General features: G+C 57.0%; 13 protein-coding genes. 9 read left to right on the top strand and 4 right to left on the bottom strand.

The features are described from left to right. Positions 1-331: 331 nt before the first annotated feature. Positions 332-1,432, bottom strand: a complete 1,101-nt coding sequence (locus Fuma_RS16650) for a hypothetical protein (RefSeq protein WP_158521035.1) — start codon at positions 1,430-1,432, stop codon at positions 332-334. 178 nt (positions 1,433-1,610) lie between these two features. Between Fuma_RS16650 and Fuma_RS16655 the strand changes: the two genes are divergently transcribed. Together Fuma_RS16655 and Fuma_RS16660 are read left to right on the top strand one after the other, a co-directional pair. Continuing rightward, positions 1,611-3,458 (top strand): ArnT family glycosyltransferase, encoded by a 1,848-nt coding sequence (locus Fuma_RS16655; RefSeq protein WP_077025124.1) that lies wholly within the window; start codon positions 1,611-1,613, stop codon positions 3,456-3,458. A gap of 122 nt (positions 3,459-3,580) precedes the next feature. Then, a complete protein-coding gene (locus Fuma_RS16660) occupies positions 3,581-4,126 on the top strand; it encodes a macro domain-containing protein (protein WP_077025125.1) in 546 nt (181 codons plus the stop codon). Positions 4,127-4,130: 4 nt separating this feature from the next. Here the strand turns inward: Fuma_RS16660 and Fuma_RS16665 are convergent, their stop codons facing one another. The 3 genes from Fuma_RS16665 to Fuma_RS16675 are packed head-to-tail and all read right to left on the bottom strand — an operon-like array spanning position 4,131 to position 7,312. After that, positions 4,131-5,966, bottom strand: a complete 1,836-nt coding sequence (locus tag Fuma_RS16665) for an SLC13 family permease (RefSeq protein WP_077025126.1) — start codon at positions 5,964-5,966, stop codon at positions 4,131-4,133. Positions 5,967-5,987: 21 nt separating this feature from the next. Continuing rightward, entirely contained in the window at positions 5,988-6,983 is a 996-nt protein-coding gene (locus Fuma_RS16670) for a 3'(2'),5'-bisphosphate nucleotidase (protein WP_077025127.1), read from the bottom strand. 17 nt (positions 6,984-7,000) lie between these two features. Next, positions 7,001-7,312, bottom strand: coding sequence for a zinc ribbon domain-containing protein (locus Fuma_RS16675; RefSeq protein ID WP_077025128.1), 312 nt, complete (start codon positions 7,310-7,312; stop codon positions 7,001-7,003). 228 nt (positions 7,313-7,540) lie between these two features. Between Fuma_RS16675 and Fuma_RS16680 the strand changes: the two genes are divergently transcribed. From Fuma_RS16680 to Fuma_RS16715, 7 genes are all read left to right on the top strand, one after another. Then, the gene (locus tag Fuma_RS16680) at positions 7,541-8,323 is read left to right on the top strand and encodes a sensor histidine kinase (RefSeq protein WP_077025129.1); all 783 of its coding nucleotides are present in this window, start codon (positions 7,541-7,543) and stop codon (positions 8,321-8,323) included. A 399-nt stretch (positions 8,324-8,722) separates the two neighbouring features. Continuing rightward, positions 8,723-10,681, top strand: coding sequence for an asparagine synthase (glutamine-hydrolyzing) (gene asnB / locus Fuma_RS16690; protein ID WP_077028352.1), 1,959 nt, complete (start codon positions 8,723-8,725; stop codon positions 10,679-10,681). A gap of 105 nt (positions 10,682-10,786) precedes the next feature. Next, positions 10,787-13,396 carry an RIFT barrel domain-containing protein gene (locus Fuma_RS16695; protein ID WP_077025131.1) on the top strand — a complete coding sequence of 870 codons (2,610 nt, stop codon included), beginning with the start codon at positions 10,787-10,789 and terminating at the stop codon, positions 13,394-13,396. A 44-nt stretch (positions 13,397-13,440) separates the two neighbouring features. Continuing rightward, positions 13,441-14,607, top strand: coding sequence for a glycosyltransferase (locus Fuma_RS16700; RefSeq protein WP_077025132.1), 1,167 nt, complete (start codon positions 13,441-13,443; stop codon positions 14,605-14,607). Then, positions 14,597-15,802: a glycosyltransferase gene (locus tag Fuma_RS16705; protein WP_077025133.1), complete on the top strand. Its 1,206-nt coding sequence runs from the start codon at positions 14,597-14,599 to the stop codon at positions 15,800-15,802. The genes Fuma_RS16700 and Fuma_RS16705 overlap by 11 nt, the downstream gene beginning before the upstream one ends. Further along, positions 15,799-17,016 carry a glycosyltransferase gene (locus Fuma_RS16710; protein WP_077025134.1) on the top strand — a complete coding sequence of 406 codons (1,218 nt, stop codon included), beginning with the start codon at positions 15,799-15,801 and terminating at the stop codon, positions 17,014-17,016. The genes Fuma_RS16705 and Fuma_RS16710 overlap by 4 nt, the downstream gene beginning before the upstream one ends. Positions 17,017-17,040: 24 nt before the next feature. Then, on the top strand, positions 17,041-18,105 hold the full coding sequence (locus tag Fuma_RS16715) for a FemAB family XrtA/PEP-CTERM system-associated protein (protein ID WP_218922179.1): 1,065 nt from the start codon (positions 17,041-17,043) through the stop codon (positions 18,103-18,105). The last annotated feature ends 456 nt before the right edge of the window (positions 18,106-18,561 follow it).

An 18,561-nucleotide genomic window follows, 5' to 3' on the forward strand; every position in this document is an offset into this window, starting at 1 on the left:
GCGGGGAGCAGTCGCCATTTGGGCAGATGTCGTAGTCATTGGTTATGAGCGGCACTTTCGTCCAGGTTCCATGATCGGTAACGACCCGTCCTTCGTCGCCTTGCGGATCAGACCAGATAGCGCATCGCTCAGCGGGATTTTTGACAGCCCAGTGGACGGATTCTGTACAGCCGAGCTCACATGCTGCCTGCAGTGTTGGGATTACACTCCAGAGGACTCCAGTCAACAATCCTGCCAACGCGGGTTTTGAAAACGATCTATGTCATCTACTCCTCTCAAAAAAATGTGACCGGAAAATCATGCGACGCAAACCATTTGAGTCACTGTCCGGTCACAGGCCTGTGATTCCTCCTATTTGCATCAGATTGATTGTGAGTGGAAGTTTGCAGCGTTTCCCCGTTTCTGCCTCGACCACTACATGAATGATTATCGGCTCCTCCGTCGAAACGTTGGCGGTCAAACCAAGTGTGATCGCGCGGGTCTTCGAAATGTCCGTAATAAGCCAATCCGGCTGATCAAGAATCTCGACGACACGCCACTCTGTGCCATTCAGACTCACAATCTGCACAACACTCACTTCAGTGGATCTGTTCTGTGCTTGAGCGGTCGTCGCAGTTCTGGGCTTCGAAATCGCTACCTTTGCCGGCGATAGTCGCACGGGTGGAACGACGACGCCTTGAACAGGGATTTCAATTTCCGGCCCCGGCGAGCCGTCCGCGAGTTTACTTCGCAGGTTGATCCGCGTGTCGATGTCGCCAACGGCAAGGTTCGTCCTGGGCGTGTAACGCAGGACATATTCGCCGCCCCAGTCGGGCCCTTCAAATTCCACGTCCGCTTCACCCGCATTCCACTCCGGCTTCACGTCCACCAGATCCATCTGCGGCAAAATCTTTACTTCCACCGTCGGAGACCATGTGTCCTGTACGACTTCGTTGCCGCCCAGCAGATCGATCGACGAAGGCGACACGTCCAGAACTCGCAACGCCGTCCCACGCAACGGCCATTTCAGCGTCGCACTGCTGCGCCGCGTCGTCTCAGCCGACAACGTAACACTGAATCCCGATCTGGCGGCTTTCAAATCAGCCACGCTTCGAGTCAAATCAATGACACCACGAACGACGGTTGATCCAGATGCAGGAACGGTGAATTCTGTAGGCGACAGATTCGTGCAGTTGCAGGACGCCGAAAAATCAATGACCTTCACCGGCCGACGACTGGTATTGCGAACCGTCAGTTCGAAAGGCAATTCCTTCTGCAGCCAAACCTCACCCAGATTCAGATCGACAGGCGAGATGTCCAGCACGGGCGCGGGCGGAGTTGCGGCCAACTGTTCGCCCCGCCAATCGATTGAGGCGAGAGCACCACCGACAACGGCGAATAAAACAAAAACCGCAGCGGACTTCAAAGTGAATGGTGATTTTAGTAGTGACACTGACCAGTACTCCCAACACCTGGACCACCTGCACAAACACACCATACCCCCCCCCACAACCGTTCAAGCAGAATCTTCTGCATTATCCTCAAAATCGAAAACTAATTCCGCAACCTGAGGTTTTTCCGGTTTACATTATCAGCGAGCGCCTGTCACCGATCTAACGAAGTTGCTCATCATGCGTCGTCCTGTTGTTGTCACTGTGTGTCTGCTGACCATTCACGTCGCTCTCTTGGCGTGGAGCGGCTACCGGCACAGCCCGACGATCGACGAACCAGCTCACCTGGCCGCCGGAATCAGTCACTGGCAATTTGGCCGCATGGATTTGTACAGCGTGAATCCGCCACTGGTCCGCATGGTGGCCGCTCTGCCAGTGATGCCGGCGAAGCCGGAAACACGCTGGGGCGAGTTCCGTCCGGCGCGGCAAAGACGCGCCGAATTCAACGTGGGCGAAGCGTTCGCAGACGCCAACGGACCTCGCATTTTCTGGCTGGTGACTCTGGCACGCTGGGCCTGCATTCCGTTCACTCTGCTGGGCGGTTGGATGTGTTTCCAATGGACACGAGAACTGTTTGGCAACGGCAGCGGATTGGTGGCACTCACACTGTGGTGCTTTTCGCCAACCATCCTTGGCAACGGTGCTTTGATTACCGCCGACGTACCTGCCGCTGCGTTGTGTGTGACGACCCTGTATTTTTTTTGGCACTGGTTGCGGGTGCCATCGTGGTCGTCGGCGTTTTTGATGGCGGTGAGTCTGGGGTTGGGGCTGCTGACAAAGTCGTCGCTGATTCTGCTGTGTGGCCTGCTGCCCGTTCTGTGGCTGGTGGTGCGCGCGGTCGAAAGATGGCAGCCTAGGAAACGTTCTCAGGAGATTTCTGCTCGACAGCCTTCCGAGACCATCGTGACAAACCCGACGGCCTCGGAGGGCCACTGTACGGAACCACACCCGGCGTCGATGTGGCAACAGGCCGCTCACCTTGCGTTGACGGTTTGTGTGGCGGTTCTGATTCTGAATCTGGGGTACGGGTTCGAAGGCACGGGCAAGCCAATCGGAGAATTTGCGTTTCGCAGCAAGACATTGGGCGGTCACCCAACCGAAGGACGAAGCTTCACGCCAGGGAACCGTTTTGAAAATTCGTGGCTGGCTGCCTGCCCGGTTCCGTTTCCCGAAAACTACGTGATTGGCATCGACCGTCAAAAGCTGGACTTCGAAACCGGACTGCGCAGCTATCTGTTCGGAACGATCAAAAAGGGGGGCGATGGCTGGTGGTGGTTCTATTTGTATGCGGCCGCCGTGAAGGTTCCGCTGGGAACATGGCTGCTGGCATTGCTGGCAATCCCTGTTGCGCTGCGGTCGCGGGACCGAGTTTCGCAACTGGTTGTGCTGACTCCGTTGGTGTGCTTTGTAGTGCTGGTTAGCAGCCAGATGGGACTGAATTTCTTTCGCTATCTGCTGCCCGCATTTCCGTTCGCTTTCATCTGGGTCAGCCAGGTTTTTTCCACCGACGTGCTGAAGCGATCCCCGAACATGCTGATGGCGGGTGGCCTCGCGTTGACGTGGAGTGTCGTCGCCAGCCTGTTTTACTTTCCTCATTCGCTGGCCTATTTCAACGAACTTGTGGGCGGGCCGAAGACGGCATATCGGATCATGGCGGACGCCAATCTGGATTGGGGACAGGATTTGATTTACCTGCACGAATGGATTGAGGACCATCCGTCGGCGGCGGGTTTGGAATTGCGTTACTACGGTCCGGTGACGCCGGCTTTGGCGGGACTTGATGTGGTTGCCCCGTCGTCACGAAACCACCTTCAAACAGCGGGCGACGAACAACCCGCAACGCCGAAACGAAAGCCCGAATGGATGGCGATCAGTGTTACCAAACTGGCACATCAGGTGGCTCTGCAACGGCGTTCGGGAAACGATCGCACAAGCCAAATGGAATACCTGTACAACCGCGAGCCGGATGCGAGGGTGGGGTTCACGATTCAGCTGTATCGAATCGGTGGCCAGACGCCATCTGACTGAGGCCGTTGTCGAACGATGCAGGAGCTGTCAGCCCTTTGTCTATTTCAACAAATCGATTAAGCTGCGGTAGTCCGACACACAAACTTGGTCATCTGCGGAATCACACGGATTGAGGTCAAGAAATGCAGGTGGATATTTCTGGTTGCCGACTGCAGTTGCTGCAGGGAGACATAACCGAACAAAACGTTGACGTGATCGTCAACGCAGCGAACTCTCAGCTGGCCGGTGGCGGCGGTGTGGATCGAGCGATTCACGACGCAGGTGGACCGTCCATTATGGAAGAAACCGACGTCCTCTACCCCGACGGCTGCCCCACGGGCAGCGCGGTAGCTTCCGGTGCCGGACTGCTATCGGCGAAGCACGTGTTTCATGCCGTTGGCCCCGTCTGGCGTGGCGGTAAACAGGGCGAACCTGTCGCGTTACAGTCGGCGTATCGAAAATGTCTTCAACTGGCTCAGCAACATGATTGCAATAGCATCGCATTTCCAGCTCTTAGCGCAGGAGCGTTCGGGTACCCGCTGGACCTGGCGGCAAACGTGGCTCTAAAAACGTGTACCGATTTTCAGAAATGGCACAAGGCACCGGCGGAAGTGCGGTTTGTGTTGTTCAGTGAAGGCGTCTACGGGGCATTTGCCAAGTCGTTGGAAACGCTGATCGAACTGAAGTGACGAACTATGATTGCGGCAGTTCAAACGGCCAGACATACGGCGCGATCAGAATGGTCACCAAGCCGACGATAAGGCTTAATGGCACGCCCAGCCGCAAGTAATCCGACGACCGGTAACCGCCCGGACCGTAGACCATCATGTTGGTTTGGTAGCCAAACGGCGTGGCAAAACTTCCGGCCGCTCCCATGATGACCGCGATGATTAGCGGTTTAGCGCTGATGCCAGCGGATTCTGCAGCCGCCAAAGCAATGGGCAGTACCAGTACCGCCGCTGCCTTGGCGGTGATGAGGTTCGTTAACACGACCGACACCAGAAAGATGATGGACAGCATCATCGTGTCGCCGCCACCTGACCACGAGATGAAATCCGTCAGACCATCCGTCACAAAGGTCGCTGCGCCGCTGACTTTCATCGCTTCGCCGATCCCCAGGCCGGCCGCCATCACCAGAATGACGTTCCAGTCGATCGATCTTCGAGCGTCAGACGGCCGCGTGCAGCGGAAGAAGATCATCAGCATCGCAGCAGGTAGTGCCGCAAGCAGCGCCGCGTCTTTGATCCCCTTCGCACCAAAGTAAGATGCCGCGACGATGAATGCGGCCATCACCAGGCGAGCCAGCCAGGCCTGTTCATGTCGCACAGGTGTTGAATCCTGCACTTCGCTGACCAGGAAGAAGTGTCTGGAATTCCGCTGCTGATCAATGAAGCTGGAACTGGCTTCCAGCAGTAATGTGTCGCCGGGTTGCAGTCGAATATCACCGATCCTGCACTGCAACCGCACGCCATCGCGATTCACCGCAATGATCGCTGCATTATAGTGGCTGCGGAATTTCGATTCGCGAATCGATTGCCGCAGAAACGGATAGCTGCTGGATACGACGGCTTCGACAAGGCACCGTTGCGAACGTGGCCCGTCCAGTTTGAACAATTGATCCGTCGCGGGTTTCAATCCGGGAATCTTCTGCACATCAACAACCGATTCGACTACGCCAACGAACACAAGGTGGTCACGCGCCTGCAGCAATGTTTGCGAACTAACGGCGGGCAGCACGTGACCATCGCGGTTAATCTCCATCAGATACATGCCCGGCAGATGCCGCAGTCCAGCGTCTTCAATCGTTTTGCCAACCAGGGGGCTGCGAGCTTCGACCTGCATCTCAACCGTGTACTCACGCGGGTCGTCATTGGCGGTGAAGGCCGGTTGACGTTCAGGCAGCAGACGGCGCGTGCTAAGCGTTATGAAAGTGACTCCCAACACGACGACCGGAATCCCGACCCACGCCAGTTCAAACATCGTGAGGCTGTCGTCCAACATGCTGTTAATTACGATTGTTGTGCTGGTGCCAATCAGCGTGCACATGCCGCCCAGAATTGCGGCAAAGCTTAGCGGCATAAACAGGTGGCTGACGGAAATTTGGTGCTTCCGCGACCAGTCGTTGATGATGGGCATCATCAACGCCACAACAGGCGTGTTGTTTAAGAATGCACTCAGCAATGCAGCAGGGATCATCGTCCGCAGCTGAGCCGACGTGGTCCCGCCAGGCGTGCCGAGTAATCTCATACCCAGCCATGCAAACGCGCCGGTGCGGTGCAGGCCGTCGGCAACAACGAACAAAACGGCGACAGTCAGCACACCGGGATTTGCGAATCCGGATAGCCCCAGCGGCACGGTCAAACCGTGTTGAATATCATTTTCGTCTGTCGGTGGATCAAAGGCACCAACCACCAGCAGTATCGTCAGCCCGGCCAGCAAACACGTGTCAGCTGGCAAGCGGTAGTACATAATGCCGACGATGGCCGCCAGAATCACGCCCAGTGTCAGAGCGATTGGAAACCACTCCATGGGAAGACTTTCGAATTTTAGTTACCGAACCGGAGCACTTACTGCGACGGCCGACGTCACGGCATCATGGAATCGCCCATTGGTCACGACCATACCTTCGTTTTTCGCTAACGTTGGTCCATGAGAAAATTCAGGGGGCTTCCCATGAATGTCGGTGACCGTGCCTCCTGCTTCTTCAACCACCAGAATCCCGCCGGCGTGATCCCAGATCTTTTCCTGATAGCCTTTCCGCGTTGGCAGCCGCAGATAGATGTCGGCGTCACCCTTTGCGACGGCGAGATACTTACACTGACTATCGATGCGAAACGGTTCGCGAGTGATTCCCAGCTTCGCTGCAATCTGCCCTGACCAATCGTGTGAACTGTGTCCGGATTCGACAGACTCACAGAATCGTGCATCCGCACTGTCAGCCGTTTCTGTTACCTGAATCTTTTTAGGTTCGGAATCAGGTGCGTCCAAAGCCTGAAGAAAACTGCCTTGCCCCTTCACGGCCCATGCCAGCAGACCGCGTTGGCCGTCCGGGTTTGACTCATCGACGGGCATGTTAGGGCAGCCCAGAATGCCCACCTGGATTTGCCCGTCAACAATTAGCGCCAGCGAAATCGCGTACTGATCTTTTCGCAGAAAGCCCTTCGTGCCGTCGATGGGGTCGAGTGTCCAGAAGCGAGGTCGATATTCCTGAAGTCCGCCACGGTCGATCCAGTCGCACACTTCAGAGCCATTTGACGCGACTCCAACAGCACCGCATTCCTGAACGATGCGATCCAGAAAAGTAGCGCCGGAGTCTGCTCGAAGTTCTTCCGCGCCTTCTTCACCGATGACCGGATCGTCGGGAAAGGTTTGCTGCAGTGTGCGGCAGATCAACGCCTGGCTGGCGAAGTCCGCCACCGTGACGGGGCTTTTGTCTTTTTTTTCCAGTGAATCGGCAGAAATCGAAGCCTGAACAGACCGACAAACCGCAGCGGCCTGGCGGACCGCATCCAGGCCAGTGTTCAGTTCAGATTGAAACGAGGACATCAAGTGCTTTCGAACGGTTAGAAGACAAACATGCTGAACAACAAAGTGACAATCAGCGCTAGAACGACAATCGGCAACCATGGCCGGTTCGCGTTCTTTAACGCGGCTGGGTCAGCGTGCTCCGGAAACTCCCGCGCAACGAAGTCGTCGTAGTCGAAATCGTCGTCCGCATCCGTGTCGAAGTCGGCATCGTCGTTCCAGCCGCCGTCACTATTCCAGCCGCAGTCGTCGGTTGCCCCACAGGATCGGCACACGCGAGCGCCCACCTTAACGACGGCGTCGCAATGCGGACAATGAAAAGTCTGGCTGTCTCTGTCGTGAAAGGGCATTTCTTATTTGCGATTCAGGAAAATCCATGGCCACGGGCGAATTCTGCCGAATGAAGGCCGCTCAGCGATATCCCGATTGCACTTTCATCCCGCAGATTCTGCGAAACGGTTGAAGCCAGTGTTTGCAGATCGTTGCTTTCACTTTCGTTTCGCCGGGTGCCGATAGGACATGTAACGGTCGTCACAACCCGCAAACGCGCCACAGCAACTTAGGACAGAACGACACCAATGAGTGATCAGCAGAAAATTGCAGAACTGGAAGCTCAAGTGCGGCTATTGGACGAGCAGCTCATGCAGGCTCAAAAGCTAAGTTCCGTGGGAGCTCTCGCCAGCAGCATCACTCATGAGTTTAACAACATCCTGACCACCGTGATCAACTACGCCAAAATGGGCATCCGCCATAAAGATGCGAAAACGCGAGACAAGTCGTTCGATCGCATCTTGGCCGCCGGCCAACGAGCGACCAAAATCACCACTGGGATGCTGGCGTACGCCCGAAACACGGGCGATCGCTTCGATCCCTGTGAACTCAACAAGCTGCTGGAAGACGTCATGGTGCTGGTGCAGAAAGATCTGCAAATGCACCGCATCGGCGTCGACGAAACCATCGAACCCGGCGTGTGGGCGAAGGTGAACAGCAGCCAAATTCAGCAGATCCTGATCAACCTGATCGTTAATGCGCGACAGGCCATGAAAGAAGGCGGCCGCCTGAAGCTGGTGATTCGTGACAATCCCTCTGAAGGCTGGGCAGAGATTTCTGTCGGCGATTCCGGGTGCGGCATTCCCAACGACAAGCTTCAGAAAATCTTCGACCCGTTCTTCACCACCAAGAAAGCAGACGCGCGCGGCCAGGGCGGAACGGGCATTGGCCTGTCGTTGTGCCGTCGAATCATCGAAGCTCACAAAGGCCGCATCCGAGTGGAAAGTGAAGTCGGCAAAGGCACGATGTTCACTCTGAAGCTGCCTCGAGCGGAATCACCAGCTGGGCTGATCGACACGTCAGCCGCGTGAAACGCGCACAGCGCAAGAACAAAACGGCGTGTGCCCACGGAACGCCGTGTCTGTGGCGAGGCGAGCTTCGGCATCGTCCGCACTCAGCCAAGCCTGCATCGCAATGCTTCGCGACGGGCTGCTATCAAGCAATTGCCGGTTGCGCTGATTACACCGGTCCTGCGGCTTCTGCTCAGCCGCAGGCACTAACGCTGTCCGCGTTGCAGGAACGCAACACGAGACTATTGCCCGCAGCATCCGCATGTTGCGAATAAGGAACGCGTTTCCGAAGCGGCCTTCCTGAGTCCGGTGCTTCATCCCGGCCGCCCGCGACCTATGGTTTGGCGGGCGATTTGTGCGCCCAGCACCTGCGCCTCAGACCACGACAGCACGACAGACCAGCAGCCTCGGACCATTTTCATGTGCGGCATTACTGGAGTTCTCTACGCCGACCGTCACCGAACGCCGGACAAGGCCGTTCTGAAGGCGATGGGCGATGCAATTGCGCACCGCGGACCGGACGGCGAAGGGTTCTTCAAAGCCAACAACGTGGGCCTTGTGCATCGCCGACTGGCCATTATCGATCTCGCAGGCGGCAACCAGCCGATCGCCAACGAAGACGAATCCGTCCAGGTCGTGTTCAACGGCGAAATCTACAACTACCCTGAACTCAAGCAGCAACTGGAATCGCGCGGACACATCTTCCGAACGAATTCGGACACAGAAGTGCTGGTCCATCTGTACGAAGAACACGGACGCGGCCTGGTGAAACACCTGCGCGGCATGTTCGCCTTCGCCCTGTGGGACGCTCGCAGGGGCGAACTGCTTCTGGCTCGCGATCATCTTGGTCAGAAGCCGCTGTTCATCTACCGCGACAACGAAAAGCTTCTGTTCGGTTCAGAACTGAAAGCCATCCTCGCTCATCCCAACGTTGATCGCAGCATCGCTCCTGAAGCCATCGAAGACTACCTGACGTTTGGTGTGATCCCCGGCGAACGAAGTATCTTCGCGCGAGTCAAGCGTCTTCCGGCGGCTCACACGCTGGTCGTCAGTACCAATCATTTTAACATGAGCGCCGAACGGTACTGGCAACTATCCTTCGACAACGAAGTCACCGCTTCCAATGACGAATGGAAACAGCGAATCGACGACCAGGTGCGTGAAAGCGTTAAGACGCACTTAATCGCAGACGTACCGGTCGGTGCGTTCTTAAGCGGCGGTCTGGACAGCAGCGCGATTGTAGCGTCGCTGGCGGACGTGGTTTCTGAACCGCTGCAAACGTTTTCCATCGGGTTCCAGGAAAAGCGTTACAGCGAACTTCCGTATGCCGAAGAGGTGGCCAGACACTTCGGAACCAACCATCGCGAAGCCATCGTCACTCCGGACGCCGTTCGGGATCTGGATGAGCTGGTCTACTTCTACGACGAACCCTTCGCCGACGCATCTGCCATCCCGACGATGGCCGTCGCTCGCATGGCATCGCAGCACGTTAAAGTGTGCCTGTCTGGAGACGGGGGCGACGAAGCGTTCGGCGGGTACGCTCGCTACAGCCACGACCTAAAAGAAGCGGCCATCCGAGACCGCCTGCCGTGGCTGTTCCGCAATATGGCGTTGCGACCGTTGTCGGTCGTCTGGCCAAAAGCGGACTGGCTGCCTCGACCACTGCGACTCAAAACGCTGCTGCAGAATCTGTCCGCGGATCCGGCCGGAGCCTACGCGAACACGCTGTCTGCCTGTCGCCGTCAAATGCGAAGTCGCCTTCTGAACCGACCGTTCCGACGGTTGCTCGGTGGCCATCGCCCCGAAACATTCGTCGAAGACGCTTTCCGCACCGGACACCGCGACGCGCTAAGCGGCATGCTGGCAGCGGACACCAACTTTCTGTTGCCGGACGATTTTTTGACGAAGGTTGATCGAGCCAGCATGGCGTACGGACTGGAAGTTCGGCCGCCGCTGATCGATGTGCAGTTAATGGAATTGGCCGCGTCGATGCCGTCACGTCTGAAGATTCGCAACGGTTCGAAGAAGTGGATTCTGAAGCAGGTGTTTCAATCGCGTCTGCCCAGCAAGCTGGCTCACCGCCGTAAGCAGGGTTTCGAACTCCCCGTTGACGCATGGCTGCGAGGACCTCTTCGAGAGCAGGTCGAACACGTGGTCCTTCGCAAGGACGCACCGATTGCCGAATACATCAATTCCGACTACGCCAACGGCATTTACAAGTCGCATTGCAATCAGACGGGACGTTTCGGCCAGGTGCTGTGGTCACTGCTTATGCTGGGCCGCTGGCTGGAGGCGTATGGAACCACATCAACCGGAAACGATCGCACCTCTTTTAACAACCCGGTATCAACAAACGTCCTGTGTGCGAGCGGCACGTGATGGTCGCCACCATGCTGAAATCAATCCGCCCAGCAGCCAGCAACTCAACAAAGCCACTGGCCGCCGACCGCAAAAAAGACAGCTGTTACCAACACCTAACTTCCTATGAACACGTCCGTGCAACAAACCGCTACACCAACCAAGCCTGCCAATAAACAGTGTCGCGAGATTCCGTTTGAACTCGTGTCAGCGGCCGACAGCAAGTTGCGCCATGTGCCGGTCACCAGTGGCTTGTGCCTGCCGAAAGGTGCACTGCAGGAACCGGGCGACTGGTTAGTCGAAGGCATCGGCGGAGCTCAATTGCCCGTTCAATCGGAGGTGCTTAACCGGTGGAGTGACGGAAGCGTACGTTGGCTGCTGGCTCATTTCGTCGCCGGCCGCATTCCTCAGGGGCGCACGAGCGGCACATTCGTCCGTCCTCAAAAACGAGCTCAACACCATTTCGGCACCGCCTCGCTGAAATGGGAGCAGAACGAACTCACGCTGCACATCCAGCAACCACGCGAACACGGACCGACAGCCGGAACGATTCGCATCGTCCCGGAACTCTTCGACCAAACCGGCCGCTTACTGTCATTGAAAATCACAGACGTCATCGAAGAAGAATCCGGTGATGTGCGCTGCGTGTCTGTTGTACGAGCCACCGTAGTCGGGTTGCCGTTTCTTGACGTGCAATTGCGATTGGAAATCTGGCCGACCGCCGGACACATCAAAGTAGAAACACGAATTCGGAACACTCGCCGCGCACGGCACAAAGGCGGGCTGTGGGATCTGGGTGACGAAGGGTCATTCCTTTTTTCCGGACTGCACCTGAACGTTCACACCGTCGATTACATGACAACAAGCCTAACATGGAAACCTGAACGCGACGCGCCCGTCCGAATGGCGTCCACCACCGACACGCTAAGAATTGTGCAACTCGGCAGCGGCGGCCCGGCGTGGTCAAACACGAACCACATCGATGCGAACGGACAATCCACAGTCGCTGAACGAGGCTACGTTGCCACGCTCGCAGGCGAAAGCACGCGCGGCGAGAGAGCAGAACCAGTGGTCGCTCTAACTTCGGACGACAGCCGTCTGACCGTTGCAGTCCCCGAATTCTGGCAGCAGTTTCCCGGTAGCCTTGCCGTCGAAAGCGGTCGCGTGGTTGTTGGCCTGTTTCCTCAGTTGGAAGGCCAGACCTACGAATTGCAGGGTGGCGAACAGAAGACTCAATCAACGTGGTTATCCCTGCGGCCCGTGGACGAAAGCCTGAATCATCTGGGCTGGGTGAATGCTCCACCGCGTCTGATTCAACCAAGCGGTTGGGTTCAGAAGTGCGACGTCTTCCCGTGGTTTCCTGGTGACACTGCAAAAGCAAACCGTCTGGCCCACTACCTCACCGCCGCAACCACCGGCGACTATTCCTTCACCGCGCGGCGTGAGAAGATTGATGAGTACGGTTGGCGAAACTTCGGCGACGTGCCGGCCGATCATGAGCAGGCTCATTATGACGGCGATAACACCGTCATATCGCACTACAACAATCAGTTCGATCTGATCTTTGGCGGCATTCAAAACATGGCCGCTTCCGGCGATGCAAAATGGTTCGACCTTTTCGAACCCTTGGCACGTCACGTGATGGACATCGACATCTATCACACGTCGGAAGATCGAGCGTGCTTTAATGGCGGTCTGTTTTGGCACACCGATCACTACGTCGATGCTCACACGTCGACTCACCGAACGTACTCACGGCACAACGCAACCGGCAAAGACACGTACGGCGGCGGTCCGGCGTGCGAACACAACTACACCACCGGCCTGCTGTACTACTACTTCCTGACCGGCCATCGCGAAGCTCATGACGCCGTCGTGTCGCTCGCCGACTGGGTGATCAATATGGACGACGGCACGAAAACGATCTGGGGCGCAATCGATGACGGCCCGAGTGGTCTCGCCAGCAAGACAGTCACAGAAGACTTCCACGGCCCGGGTCGCGGTGCGGGCAATTCCATCAATTCGCTGATAGATGGCTGGCTGCTCACCGGCAACCGCAAGTATATGGACAAGGCGGAAGAGCTGACTCATCGAGTCGTGAGCCCGAATCAGGACTGCGACGAATTGCACCTGGCCGACGCCGAAGGTCACTGGTCCTACACCGTCTGCATGACGGCGCTGGGGCGGTATCTGGCCGTCAAACTGCAAGCCAATCAACTAGACGAACACTACGCTTACGTTCGAGAAACTTTGGCGCACTACGGTCGCTGGATGGCGGCCAACGAAGAACCCGCGCTGGCTCATCCGGAAAGGCTTGAGTTCCCCAACGTGGCCTGGGCGGCTCAGGAATTTCGCAAAGCGAACGCTCTTCGGATTGCCGCGTCATGCTCAGACGACGCAACTGAAGAAACTGCAATGCGACGCAAGGCGGACGAATTGAACGAAGCCGCATGGAATGACCTCTACAAATTCGAGGACTCGCATCTTGCGTCTCGATGCCTGTCGATTGTAATGACGGAAGGGCTGCGAGACATCTTTCACCGGACATGCCGTCCCGAATACATGCCGCCAGTCGAACAGCAATACGAATGGCCGGAATGGACAATGTTTGTCCTACAGAAACACCGAGTCAAAGCTATGTTGAAGAATCCCGCGAAGGCAATTCTGGCGGCGACGAAACTGGCCAACCCTTTCCGGCTGGCAAAAACCATTGACGCCGTGAAGCGGCAAATGTAGCCGACAATATCCCAAGATCTTCTATTCTCCTCATCACCCTCACCATGCTTCAGGCCGCCCCGACAACACAGCCTTCCAACACAACGGACACTCACCCGACCATCTGCCACGTAATTCACGCGTTGGGAGTTGGCGGGGCAGAAGTCCTTGTGGACGTGATGGTGCGCCGCATGAGCGATCGGTATCGCTGCGTGATTGCCGTGCTGGATGAAATCGGCCCGATCGGTGAACGGTTGCGGGCCGATGGGTTTGTCGTAGAGCACCTGCATCGTCAGCCGGGAATCGACCGAGGCTGCGCCAGAAGGCTGCACGCTTTCGCCGACCAGCACGGAGCCGAAATCTTTCACGCTCATCAATACACGCCATTTTTCCAGGCCATGCTTAGCCGAGGACTCACCGGTTCGCGGCCTGTGTTGTTTACCGAACACGGTCGCCACTTTCCGGATGCTCCCAGCCGCAAACGCTCCATCGTGAATCGACTGCTGCTGCGAAAGCAGGATCGATTAGTCGGTGTTGGCGGAGCAGTACGGCAGGCATTAATCGACAACGAAGGCCTGCCGCCCAGTCGGTGTGAAGTAGTCTACAACGGCGTAGACCTGGATGATCTGGCCTCGGCTGCAGATGACGCTCGGATCCGCATTCGGCAAGAGTTTGGATTCGCAGCCGACGACTTTGTTGCCGTTCAGGTGGCTCGCTTACACGAACTGAAAGACCATCAAACGGCTCTTAAGGCTATCGACGAGGCTCGCCAAACGGCGCCCAACATCCGTCTTCTGATTGTGGGTGACGGAGACGAACGAGCGGCGATCGAACAAACAATCGCCCAACTCAACTTAGCCGACCACATAAAGCTGGCGGGAACGCGATCAGACATTGCGGACCTGTTGGCCGCGTCGGATGCGTTTCTGCTTAGCAGCATCAGCGAAGGCATTCCGCTGACAATCATCGAAGCCATGGCCGCGTGCCTGCCCGTGGTGTCGACCGCCGTGGGTGGCATTCCTGAAATGATTACACAGGGCAATTCGGGATTCCTCGCCGATGCTAGGGACCACGCAGCGCTGGCCGCCAGCCTCGTGCAACTACAGCAGAGCCCCGCGTTGTGCCTATCCGTTGGCAGCGAAGGTCGAGCGGTCGCTCACCGGACGTTCTCTCTTGCCGGCATGCTGAATGCGTACGGTCGCATGTATGAGGAGATGCTGCATGCCCGATAGACAAGCGACCCAACCCGCGTCACTAGTCGTCTTTTCCGACGACTGGGGACGGCACCCGTCTTCGTGCCAACACCTGATTAAGCAACTGCTTCCCAGCTACAAAGTGCTGTGGGTCAACACCATTGGCACTCGCGCGCCGAGACTGGACATGGCCACGCTTCGCCGCGTGACAGAAAAATTAAAGCAGTGGAAGTCGAATCGTGGTGAGGTCGCCAGCGACTTAGGCGGCAGTCCTCAACACGGCAACCTAACCGTAGTCAACCCGCGCATGTGGCCATGGTTCACTCGCAGCGTTGACCGAAAGATCAATGCGTCGATGCTGTCCCGAAGCCTAACACCGCTGATTAAGGCACTACCGCAACCAGTTTCAGCCATCACAACTCTGCCAATCACTTCGGACCTGCCAGGTCGACTGCCGGTCGATCACTGGCTGTACTATTGCGTCGACGATTTTGGTGAGTGGCCAGGTCTGGATGGAAACACGCTTCGCGACATGGACGTGCAGATGATCAAAAAAGCCGACAGCATCGTGGCTGTCAGTGAACACCTGCAAAAAATGATCCGCGGGCATGGCCGTGAATCCGCACTGCTGACTCATGGAGTCGACCTAAACTTCTGGAAGGCGACTTCAATCGCTGAAGCCGCTCCGCCCGCAATAGGCGCCTTCAACGGGCCGCTCGCCGTTTTCTGGGGCGTTGTCGATCCGCGGTTGGACACGCCAATGTTGACAACTCTGTCCAAACGCATGAAGGACGGCACCATCGTCCTTGCCGGGCCGCAGCAGAATCCGGATGACGCTATTTTGAAGCTGCCAAATGTGCGAGCTATCGGTTCGCAACCGTTTGAAGACCTACCAAAGATCGCTCAGGCAGCCGACGTCCTGATCATGCCGTATGCTGACCTGCCGGTGACGCGAGCAATGCAGCCACTGAAAATGAAGGAATACATCGCGACCGGAAAGCCCGTCGTCACCAGCAACCTTCCGTCTGTCCAGGAATGGCGAGACTGCATGGATGTCGCAGCCATTGACACTGAATTCGCCGATGCTGTGTTAAGAAGAATTAGTGAAGGCCTGCCGACTTCGCAGGCACAAGCGCGTCAAAGACTGTGCCATGAAAGTTGGGCAGCGAAGGCTCAGACGATCGAACAGCACATCAACAGACTTTCCACCTCAGAAGAACTTCATCTGGCATGATCGATTCAGTTCCGAAACAGAAGCCAAAGCCATTTGTCCTGCATACGCGAGTCGTGACAGGCACGGGCGGCGGGCCGGAAAAAACGATTCTGAACTCGCCCCGATACCTGCGAGAACTTGGAATCGATTCCGCCTGTCTGTTTATGCGCCCGCCTGGCGACGAAGGCTTCGCGACGCTGGAAACCAAGGCGGCCACCGCCAAAGCGGAGATCATTGGCGTCGATGACTGCGGCCCATTTGATCGCAACGTGGTGCGAGAATGCATTCGCATTTGCAAAGAACGCAACGTGACAATCTGGCACGCGCACGATTACAAGAGTAACGCGCTTGGGCTACTGGTACGGCGGGCCCACAAGATGCGCCTTGTCACGACGGCCCACGGCTGGGTCCGCTTCACCGCAAAGACGCCGGTGTATTACATGATCGATCGCCTCAGCATGAAGCGGTACGATCAGGTCATCTGCGTGTCGCAGGATTTGCACGATCGTTGCCGCAAGATGCGTATTCCAACGGAACGGCTAACACTGATCGACAACGCCATCGTGGTCGATGACTACGATCCTTCGCCACCGCACCAAATCGAACGCAATCGCTTCGGCTTCGACAACCAACACATCGTGCTGGGTGCGGTCGGGCGATTGTCCGAAGAAAAAGGGTTCCATCACCTTATCGATGCGGTTGCGCAATTGGTCGCCGATGGCCGCCCAATCGGACTGCTCATTGCCGGCGAAGGCCACCTGAAAGAACAATTGCAGGCTCAGATCGACAAGCGGGGTTTGCAAAACAACGTCCGTCTGGTCGGTTTCCTGAGTGATCCGCGAGACCTTTACCGAGCCATCGACATTTTCGTTTTAAGCAGTTTGCGTGAAGGTTTGCCAAACGTTGTGCTGGAAGCCATGGCGTCTCAACGAGCCGTCGTGACAACTAACGTGAATGGTATCCCACGGTTGGTCACCAACGGTGAAAACGGAATCGTGGTCGAAACAGACAGCGTTGAAGAACTGTATCAGGGACTGGAAGTCTGCCTGGAAAGCGAAGAACTGCGCCAACGAATTGCTGCCGCAGGTCGACGCACGGTGGAAGAACAGTTTTGCTTTGGCCGACGGATGGCGACGGTCGTAGACGTATACAGCAAGTTGGACGCATCCTTAGCACAGCAGATCGCAGCGAGCCATGCGCAGGAACGACACATGGCCGAACCTGCCGGCGTTTGAATTCAAAAGATCAGGAACGTAACCGTGTCAACAATCGTCATCGACAAACCCACAACCGCCACTATTCACGGCGCGAACGCTGCGCCAAACGGATGGAATGATTATCTGCAGAGCTGGGGGTACGACGGCTTCCACCTGCGCGCTGAGTGGGCGAACGTCTTCGAGTCGTCTCTTAGTCACCGTCCTCATTTCCTATGGGCAACTATTGATAACCGGATCGTTGGCGTGCTGCCGCTGATGTTCGTCGCCGGTCCAATCTTCGGCCGATTTCTGGCCAGCCAGCCGTACCTCAACACTGGCGGAGTCCTCGCAGATTCCGACACGATCGCAAAGACGTTGATTGATCGAGCCGTCGACCTGGCAGACGAACTCGACGTCAAGCACCTCGAGCTTCGTCACGAACACTACCACGAACACCCACGCATGAATGCTTCCGCAACGGAAAAAGTTCACATGCGTTTAGCGCTGCCGGAAACATCCGAACAGCTATGGGACAGCCTGAAGTCGAAAGTCCGCAGCCAGATTCGCAAGCCGCTCAACAATTCGGAACTCACCCATGAGTTCGGTCGCCACGATGCATTGAATACGTTCTACGATATTTTCTGCCGCAACATGCGAGACCTCGGCACGCCCCCGTTTCCGAAGTCGCTGTTCAACCAGATGCTGAACCAATTCGGCGACGATGCAGAAATCTGTACCGTTCGCTTCAACGGTACACCGGTCTCGTCCGGCTTCCTGCTGCACGGACCCGAAACAACTTTAATCCCCAGCGCCAGCGCACTCCGCGAATTCAATCGCACTAGCTGCAATATGCTGATGTACTGGCATGTGCTGGAACGAGCCATCGAGCGTGGCCAGACGACGTTCGACTTCGGTCGCAGTTCCGTCGACGCGGGAACTCATAAGTTCAAAAAGCAGTGGGGCTCAGAAGAGTTCCCCGCTGTTTGGCAATACTACAGCCGCAAAGGAAACGTCACGGACGCTCGGCCCAACAGCGGCAAGTACGACCGCATGATCGCAACCTGGCAAAAACTCCCCGTCTGGCTCACCAAAATCATCGGCCCCAAAATCGTACGCGGCATCCCTTAGGCGGGGACGGCCCCGCGGCCGATTGGCGTGGTGACCGGGTGACGGCGTGCCGACTGAAGCGCCGGCGGTGCTCCCGTTGGTCGCCGCAGGCGGGGACGGCCCCGCGGCCGATTGGCGTGGTGACCGGGTGACGGCGTGCCGACTGAAGCGCCGGCGGTGCTCCCGTTGGTCGCCGCAGGCGGGGACGGCCCCGCGGCCGATTGGCGTTGAGGACGGGTGACGGCTTGTTGACTGAAGCGCCGGCGGTGAATCTCTGGTTCTGTGTCCGATGAATCATCCGTATCGGAGCGGGCCTCGAGCTCGAGTTCCGCCATCGCCATCGCGTCTGGCGAAATACGGATCAGCAAATCGGAGCACGATTCAAGCGAACGAAGTCCCTCTAACGAAGCCTTCAATGCATCGTCCGAAGTGACGCGTCCTCTTCGCGATTTCAGCGGCGATCGATTGCCGCCTCTC

Source organism: Fuerstiella marisgermanici (assembly GCF_001983935.1).
GTDB lineage: Bacteria > Planctomycetota > Planctomycetia > Planctomycetales > Planctomycetaceae > Fuerstiella > Fuerstiella marisgermanici.

Excerpts from the sequence above, each read along its gene's own strand:
- Fuma_RS16655 (WP_077025124.1), top strand. The coding sequence starts at position 1,611 with ATGCGTCGTCCTGTTGTTGTCACTGTGTGTCTGCTGACCATTCACGTC.
- Fuma_RS16695 (WP_077025131.1), top strand. The coding sequence starts at position 10,787 with ATGAACACGTCCGTGCAACAAACCGCTACACCAACCAAGCCTGCCAAT.
- Fuma_RS16680 (WP_077025129.1), top strand. The coding sequence starts at position 7,541 with ATGAGTGATCAGCAGAAAATTGCAGAACTGGAAGCTCAAGTGCGGCTA.
- Fuma_RS16660 (WP_077025125.1), top strand. The coding sequence starts at position 3,581 with ATGCAGGTGGATATTTCTGGTTGCCGACTGCAGTTGCTGCAGGGAGAC.
- Fuma_RS16675 (WP_077025128.1), bottom strand. The coding sequence starts at position 7,312 with ATGCCCTTTCACGACAGAGACAGCCAGACTTTTCATTGTCCGCATTGC.
- Fuma_RS16710 (WP_077025134.1), top strand. The coding sequence starts at position 15,799 with ATGATCGATTCAGTTCCGAAACAGAAGCCAAAGCCATTTGTCCTGCAT.
- Fuma_RS16700 (WP_077025132.1), top strand. The coding sequence starts at position 13,441 with ATGCTTCAGGCCGCCCCGACAACACAGCCTTCCAACACAACGGACACT.
- asnB (WP_077028352.1), top strand. The coding sequence starts at position 8,723 with ATGTGCGGCATTACTGGAGTTCTCTACGCCGACCGTCACCGAACGCCG.
- Fuma_RS16670 (WP_077025127.1), bottom strand. The coding sequence starts at position 6,983 with ATGTCCTCGTTTCAATCTGAACTGAACACTGGCCTGGATGCGGTCCGC.
- Fuma_RS16665 (WP_077025126.1), bottom strand. The coding sequence starts at position 5,966 with ATGGAGTGGTTTCCAATCGCTCTGACACTGGGCGTGATTCTGGCGGCC.
- Fuma_RS16705 (WP_077025133.1), top strand. The coding sequence starts at position 14,597 with ATGCCCGATAGACAAGCGACCCAACCCGCGTCACTAGTCGTCTTTTCC.